The 7,243-nt window shown below is 57.6% G+C and carries 8 protein-coding genes; all 8 read right to left on the bottom strand.

Annotation, left to right across the window (positions count from 1 at the left end; all coding sequences use genetic code 11):
- Positions 1–431: 431 nt before the first annotated feature.
- Positions 432–1,397, bottom strand: coding sequence for a DUF3068 domain-containing protein (locus tag CRD13_RS04810; RefSeq protein WP_049170045.1), 966 nt, complete (start codon positions 1,395–1,397; stop codon positions 432–434).
- Between the two features lie 221 nt (positions 1,398–1,618).
- Positions 1,619–2,002, bottom strand: coding sequence for a 50S ribosomal protein L7/L12 (gene rplL / locus CRD13_RS04815; protein WP_016422047.1), 384 nt, complete (start codon positions 2,000–2,002; stop codon positions 1,619–1,621).
- Positions 2,003–2,126: 124 nt separating this feature from the next.
- Complete coding sequence (gene rplJ / locus CRD13_RS04820) at positions 2,127–2,639, bottom strand: 50S ribosomal protein L10 (protein ID WP_016422046.1); 513 nt, start codon at positions 2,637–2,639, stop codon at positions 2,127–2,129.
- Positions 2,640–3,026: 387 nt separating this feature from the next.
- Complete coding sequence (locus CRD13_RS04825; RefSeq protein WP_069359387.1) at positions 3,027–3,659, bottom strand: hypothetical protein; 633 nt, start codon at positions 3,657–3,659, stop codon at positions 3,027–3,029.
- Positions 3,660–3,913: 254 nt separating this feature from the next.
- On the bottom strand, positions 3,914–4,618 hold the full coding sequence (gene rplA / locus CRD13_RS04830) for a 50S ribosomal protein L1 (RefSeq protein WP_016422044.1): 705 nt from the start codon (positions 4,616–4,618) through the stop codon (positions 3,914–3,916).
- 101 nt (positions 4,619–4,719) lie between these two features.
- The gene (gene rplK / locus CRD13_RS04835) at positions 4,720–5,157 is read right to left on the bottom strand and encodes a 50S ribosomal protein L11 (protein WP_016422043.1); all 438 of its coding nucleotides are present in this window, start codon (positions 5,155–5,157) and stop codon (positions 4,720–4,722) included.
- A gap of 340 nt (positions 5,158–5,497) precedes the next feature.
- Positions 5,498–6,361, bottom strand: coding sequence for a transcription termination/antitermination protein NusG (nusG, locus tag CRD13_RS04840; RefSeq protein ID WP_016422042.1), 864 nt, complete (start codon positions 6,359–6,361; stop codon positions 5,498–5,500).
- Positions 6,362–6,552: 191 nt separating this feature from the next.
- On the bottom strand, positions 6,553–6,861 hold the full coding sequence (gene secE, locus CRD13_RS04845; protein ID WP_016422041.1) for a preprotein translocase subunit SecE: 309 nt from the start codon (positions 6,859–6,861) through the stop codon (positions 6,553–6,555).
- Between the last annotated feature and the right edge of the window lie 382 nt (positions 6,862–7,243).

Here is a 7,243-nt window from a genome sequence, read left to right on the forward strand (position 1 = left end):
TCACGCGGTGGAGCACACCGGCAACCGGTGGTGCGCTCCGCCCGCTTGGTTTATACGCGATTCAAGTTGCAGGAATTATTTCTGTTGCGCACCGGGATACTTTGCGTCTAACCTTTGGTCACACGCGAAAGTGATTCCCCCGCCACTTGGCCTCCAAGACCAGCCTTTAAAGGCGAGCCCCGAGCCCTAACGGCGGCGCCGCAGCAACTCCTTTAACAGCTAGATGCACGAAAAACGGTGCTACATAATAGCCCCGCGCTCCGAGCGCAAACTATAAAAGAGCTGGCGACAGATACACTAATTCCAGCGCAACGATTTAGCCTATATCAAAAACTGGCAGTTGTCTAGTACAACTTGACAAATCGGGCGTGTCGCATTCACCCGTTACCGATATAACGATGAGGCCTGGGCGCTATGGCCGTCGTAAAGCGTTACTCTGCTTTACGACGGGTCGAAGGACGCACGATGCCCACGATTGCGATAAACACCAGAATTGAACCGGACGCAATGAGGCCGATTGACCACGGCTCTAGAGCTGGGCGCTGGAAATTCTGTATTGCGCCAAAGAGAAGCTGATTGGAAAGGCCTTCGTCCATCTTGCCGTTGAAGCGCAGGTAGTCCATGATCGGCTCGCCGTCGCGGGTCTCCCACCAAAGGTGGATGTCCTCGGCCATATCGATGACCGAGCCAGACTTGGGCTCAACCCACAAATCACGGGTGCCCTGGTACTGGAGGAATCCGGACTTGTCATCCTGGGTTAGCTGAGAGACGTAAGAACGGTACTTCTGGGCGAGATTCGTCTTCTCAATGTCCTGACGGAAATGCAGGACACGGTTACCACCGCGCTCCTCTTCCCCGACAAACTTTGCCGGCAAGGAATCGTGGAGGAGATCATCAAAGATCAGGTATTCCTTTTCCTCCGTGTCGGCCGGGAGCTTCACCCAGTTCCCCTCGAAAGCCACTGACCGTGGAACGCCCGCCATGCGGTCGACAAGCGTCGCAGGAGCCAGCGCCTCGCCGGTGAGTCGGTCGATGGTCACTGTCCAGATATTGGCCTCGATAAGCTCCGTCAGCGGGTCGGTGCCGATAACCTCAGGGGGAAGCTCACGCATTTCAGTCACACCGACACGGAGCGAAACCTTGTCCGCATCCGCGGGTTCGATGAGCACGCCGTGAAGCTGTCGCTGCAGCGGCGAGTGCACTTCTTCCCGCTTGCCCTCTTCGTTAATCCTGGTGGATACGCCGTCTTCCGCCCGCAGGGTGTACGACACCGGCGGCAGGTCAAGTGGCATTTTGGGATCAACATTGAGCACTTTGGGCAGCAAAATGCCAGCAGCAAGCAGTGCGGTGCCTAGACCCAACAGAAGGATAGACAAAATTCTCGGCCGTGAGAGCATGTTAGATACTTTACAGGCCAATAAGGGTAATCAAGACAATGAGTGGGCTGGTTTTTGCCTCAACTCCCTGTGACGGGTGAGATTAGTGAGGTTTTGCCCGGGTCAGGTGGGTTAGCAAAGGCCCCAGAAAAAAGAACCGCCAACCCCGGGCACGAAGCCCAGAATTGGCGGTCAGAATTGGTAGCTTTAGGCCGCTACCGGGGCCGAGGCAAGTAATTGAATTACTTGAGGGCAACCTTTGCGCCAGCCTCTTCCAGCTTAGCCTTAGCAGCCTCAGCGTCGTCCTTGGAAGCACCCTCCAGGATAGCCTTCGGAGCGGACTCAACCATCTCCTTAGCCTCCTTCAGGCCCAGGCCGGAGACGATCTCGCGGACAGCCTTAATAACGCCGATCTTCTTAGCGCCAGCGTCCTCGAGGACGACGTCGAACTCGTCCTTCTCCTCAGCAGCAGCCTCGCCGCCAGCAGCGCCTGCAGCAGCAACTGCAACCGGAGCAGCAGCGGTAACGTCGAACTCTTCCTCGAAAGCCTTCTTGAACTCGGTGAGCTCAACGAGGGTCATTTCCTTGAAAGCCTCGAGCAGTTCCTCAGTGGTGTACTTAGCCATGGATATTCTCCTATGAGTGTGGTGCGGCCGCTCCCCTCAGAGATCCCTGGGGTCGAAGCCGTCAAAGTGATATTGAAAAGTTTTTCGCGTGATTTAGTTCGCGTAGATCGCGAGCCGCTCGGGATTACTTCTTTTCCTCGAGTGCCGCAGCAAGGCGGGCAACCGAGGAGGTCGGAGCGTCGAGCAGGCCAGCGACGTTCGCCAGAACGCCGTTGAAGGCACCAGCCAGCTTTGCCAGCGTGGTCTCACGGTTATCCATATCCGCAAGAGCCTCGAACTGTGCTGCATCCATTGCAGCACCGTCCATGTAGCCGCCCTTGATCACGAGGTTCTTGTTGTCACCGGCGAACTTCTTAATCGCCTTAGCCGCATCCACAGCCTCGCCCTTGATGAAGGCGACTGCAGTCGGGCCGTTCAGGTGCTCATCAAGACCCTCAATCCCTGCCTCGTCGGCAGCGATCTTGATCATGGTGTTCTTGGCGACGGAGTACTTAACATCAGCACCGAGGGCGCGACGCAGTTCCGTGATTTCCGCAACGGACAGGCCGCGGTACTCAGTCAGCACGATAGCGTTGGACTCTTCAACGTCCTGCTTCAGCGCTGCAACAGCTGCAATCTTCTCAGCATTTGCTGCCATGTGTACTCTCGCCTCCTTCCTGGTCTTTGCAATTTTCCGCTCGGCCAAGTGAAGGATTCTTTTGCGCAAATACAACAAACGCCCCAATCCTCGCACAAGGATGGGGCGCATAATTCTTTTGGCATGTTCCACTTCAACTCCACCGACCCCAAGGTCAGCAGGTGAAGTCAAACTGCGCAAGCGCTTCCAAGTCCTCCTGCGTGGGCCGCTCACTGTATTTCTACAATGAAACCTTCAATCCGCTTCTTTCAAAGCGAATGACCGACGGTCTTCGGTGAAACTTGAGTACCAACCTCCATCTTCCCAACTCGATGTTGGTACCGATTGGAAGCCGGTCAAACTTCGTGAAGAAACTTTATACCAGACCCTGGCAACTAACCAAATCGCCTATCCAAACCGCGCCGCACCTGGCTCTCCGAAGCGGCCGAACTCCAGGTCCTTCTCACGTTGCTGGACAATCATCTCGAGCTCGGCAAAGTACGCATTCAGGTCGTCGTCGGCAAGCCAGAGCACTTGGTCGGCGTAGTCGAGCACCACGCGCACCATGTCGTCGGGATGTGCGTCCAATCTGGCGGCGTCGAGAATATCCACGGTGAGTGTCAGTGCCACGCGCACAACCGGCGGGATCTGCGATGCCAAACACTGCTGCGCCACGACATTGCGCAGCTCGACGGCCTCCATCCGCGCAATGATGCGCAACAGCCGCACGACCACGACCTGCGCCGCCCGAGCTTGTAGAGCTTCCTCCTCACTCATCCCCGGAAGCACCACAGAGTCCTGGATATTGCGGCGAAGGACCTCAGCTACGCGCTCGTCCTCCCCTAGCCCCGTCAGTACCTCGCCCAGCAGAGTCTGTCCTGCGATGCGCAGGCAGGGCATGTCATAGGCGTCGTCGCCCAACGAGTCGAGATACGAGATGAGCTGCGGTTCAATAATTCCGGAACCGTCGTCGAGCTGCGCCAGGCGATTAATCTCGCCGAGCGCCTCCAGCCCTTCTTCGGGTTCCAAAATTAACGTCATAATCGCGATTTTAAGCAACAAACTTTGGCTGTGAGTCCATTTCGCCTGGATTAGTTGTTTGGATTAGCAATTCGCTTTACGACGTCTACCGCGCCCAAGCCCCCACCGCGCTATCGATACCCCTTATGCCAATGCAAAACCGCCACCTTACACACTGTGGGAAAGTGCGCGCGGCGGCGGTTTTAAAGAGCTTTGCTCAGAGTCACTCTCGAGTGACTCGTGAAGAGCACACTCGCCTATCGGCTGATGCTGATTTAGGCGGTGTAGTCCTTGATCACGCTGGTGTCAACCGGGATGCCCGGGCCGTTGGTGGCGGAGACGGTGATCTTCTTCAGGTACTTACCCTTAGCAGCGGACGGCTTGAGGCGCATCAGCTCGTCGATAAGCGCACCGTAGTTCTCGGCCAGCTTCTCAGCGTCGAAGGATGCCTTACCGATAACAGCCTGCAGGTTTGCAGCCTTGTCAACGCGGAAGGAAATCTTACCGCCCTTGATCTCGGTGACAGCCTTAGCGACATCCGGGGTAACGGTGCCGGTCTTCGGGTTCGGCATCAGACCACGCGGGCCGAGGATGCGAGCCACGCGACCAACCTTGGCCATCTGGTCCGGAGTTGCGATGGCAGCGTCGAAGTCGGTCCAGCCGCCCTGAATCTTCTCGATCAGCTCCTCGGAGCCAACGAAGTCAGCGCCGGCCTCTTCAGCCTTGGTGGCGTTCTCGCCAGCAGCGAAAACAACAACGCGGACGGTCTTACCGGTGCCGTTCGGCAGGGAGACAGTGCCGCGAACCAGCTGGTCAGCCTTGCGCGGGTCAACGCCCAGGCGGATAGCGACGTCGATGGTGGCGTCGTAGTTCTTGGAGGAGGTCTCCTTGGCCAGGTTAGCGGCCTCGAGCGGAGAGTAGATGCGGCCGGCGTCGATCTTCTCGGCGGCGGCGCGGTATGCCTTAGAGTTCTTGCTCATGAAAAGTCCAATCTCAATTAAGTGAAATGGTTGGATTGTGGTGTGTAGCGGGCCGAAGCTGGCCCTACCACTTGATGAAGGTGCAGCTAAACGCTGACGGTTTACTTAGCGCCCTCGACGGTGATGCCCATGGAACGAGCGGTACCGGCGATGATGCGTGCACCCATCTCGATGTCGTTAGCGTTCAGGTCCGGCTTCTTCAGCTCGGCGATTTCCTTGCACTGCTCCCAGGTCACGGAACCGACCTTGTTGGTGTGCGGAACGCCAGAGCCCTTCTGAATGCCAGCGGCCTTCAGCAGCAGCTTAGCTGCCGGCGGGGTCTTCAGAACGAAGGTGAAGGAGCGGTCTTCGTAGACAGAAATTTCAACCGGGACAACGTTGCCACGCTGGTTCTCAGTTGCTGCGTTGTAAGCCTTGCAGAACTCCATGATGTTGACACCATGAGCACCCAGTGCCGGACCAACCGGCGGAGCCGGGTTAGCCTGACCAGCCTGAATCTGCAGCTTAATAATCGCAGAAAGCTTCTTCTTCGGAGCCATCGGATTAACCTACTTCCTAGTTACCGGGGCGCGCCGCCCCGATGAAAAGGCGACTCACCCCGTCCGGATGCCGACGCTTTACGACGACCCTTGCGCCCTCGACCATCATGGCCGCTGGCGCTGGTCATCGAGTTGGTGCCAGCCACCGGGGATACGAATTACTTGGCGCATCTGTGCTCAAGGCACAAAAATGCACGCCTGGCTACGTTACCGCAGCGTATGGCGTGCATCAAAATCCGTTACCGGATTGGTTGCGCGAGCGAGCTAGCTGGTGCCTTGCTCGGCGCTTGGCTTAGGGCTGTGCTTGCCGCTTGGCTCTGCGCCTGGCTTGAGGTCGGGCCTAGTTCAGCTTCTCGACCTCATCGATGCCCAGCTCGACCGGGGTCTCACGGCCGAAGATGGAAACCAGAGCCTTCATGCGGCCGGTGTCCGGGTCGATCTCGGAGATGGTCGCAGCCACGGATGCGAACGGACCGGACAGGATGGTGACGGACTCGCCGACCTCGTAGTCGATGGCGACGGCCTTCTTCTCCGCCTGCGGCGCCGCTGCGACAGCCAGCTCACCGTCGGCGTTTGCAGCTTCCTCAGCGGCGTCCGCGGTGATGGTCTCCTTCGGCATGAGGAACTTAGCGACCTCACGGATCTTAACCTTGGACGGCTGGCCCTCGCTACCGACGAAGGAAGTAACACCCGGGGTGTCGCGGACGACGGACCAGGACGGGTCATCCAGGCTCATACGAACCAGAACGTAGCCCGGCAGCAGCTTGCGCTTAACGATCTTCTTCTTGCCGTCGTCCTTGCGCTCTTCGACTTCCTCAACCGGAACGATGACCTCGTGGATCTGCTCATCGACACCCATGGTCTGGGCGCGCATTTCCAGGTTGGTCTTCACCTTGTTCTCGTAGCCGGAGTAGCACTGGATGATGTACCAGTCGCCCGGACGACGCTTGAGCTCACGCTGGAACTCGCGCAGGCGCTTACGGTACTCGGCATCTGCGTCAGCAGCTGCCTGTACCTCAGCGTCAGCGGCAGTCTCCTCTGCCGGCGCTGCTTCTGCTGCAGCAGTGTCAGCTGCGGCTGCGTCGGCTGCGGCTGCACCCTCGGCCGGAGCTTCTACCTGAGCCGGTGCGCCCTGCGCATCCTGCTCAGTTGCGGCAGCATCCGCGGACTGGGCGTCGGAGAAAATATTCTGACCATCATTCATGTCGTGCTAACCCCTCTTGTATCTACATCAACGGTTCGCGACATTGGCATCTTCGCCTAAAGAGTCTTAAGAGCCAATATGCCATCCGCAATCACTTCGCACAGCCAGACACCAGCTGCGCTAACGAATAATCCCGCCGTCCGGAACTCGGAGGCGGGATGAAAAGCATCACTGCGAAACAGTATAACCGATTACTTACCCAACACCGATCGGACACCCAGACCGGCCAGCGTGTCCACACCCCACACGAGAGCGATCATGGCAATCAGGAACAGAATCACGATGATGCTGTAGGTGACCATCTGGCGGCCGGTCGGCCAAATCACCTTGCGCAGCTCGTCAACAACCTGCTTGATGAAAACCAAAGGATTACGAGTCGAAAGCTCGTTGGTCTCCTTCTCACGCGCAGGCTTCTTCGCCACGGTGGTCTGCGCGCCCGTCGCCTGGCGCTTACCGGACGGGCGAGCCGCCGCCTGGAAAGTCTGGTTTTCCTCAGACACGATGCTCCTTCGCTACTTCGTGCATATGAGACCTAAAGATACTGCACAGTGAAACTCAAACGTGAATTCTTCAAGGGCAGACTCCGGGAATGTTCTCCGGATCCAAGCCCCCACTGTGCAGAGCAAGTCTGGTTCAGTGCGTAAATTCTAGCCGATAATCCACACTATCGAAGAAATGCCCTTCGTGGGAACCGCAGGCTTCGAGATTCGATTCTGACAACCCCAAAGAGCCACGGGCTGCTCGCTCGGGGATGCGAACTTGGGGCTGCAAATGTGAAACTGTATGGGGTTATGACACTTTCAAGCCATTTTTCGGGCTGTTTTTGTCATAAACGCAGTCAGTAACTCGCATTGCCCCACCGCCACCGAACATAAACGAAAA

It is taken from the genome of Corynebacterium sp. LK26 (assembly GCF_014335085.1).
GTDB classification, from domain to species: Bacteria; Actinomycetota; Actinomycetes; order Mycobacteriales; family Mycobacteriaceae; genus Corynebacterium; species Corynebacterium jeikeium_D.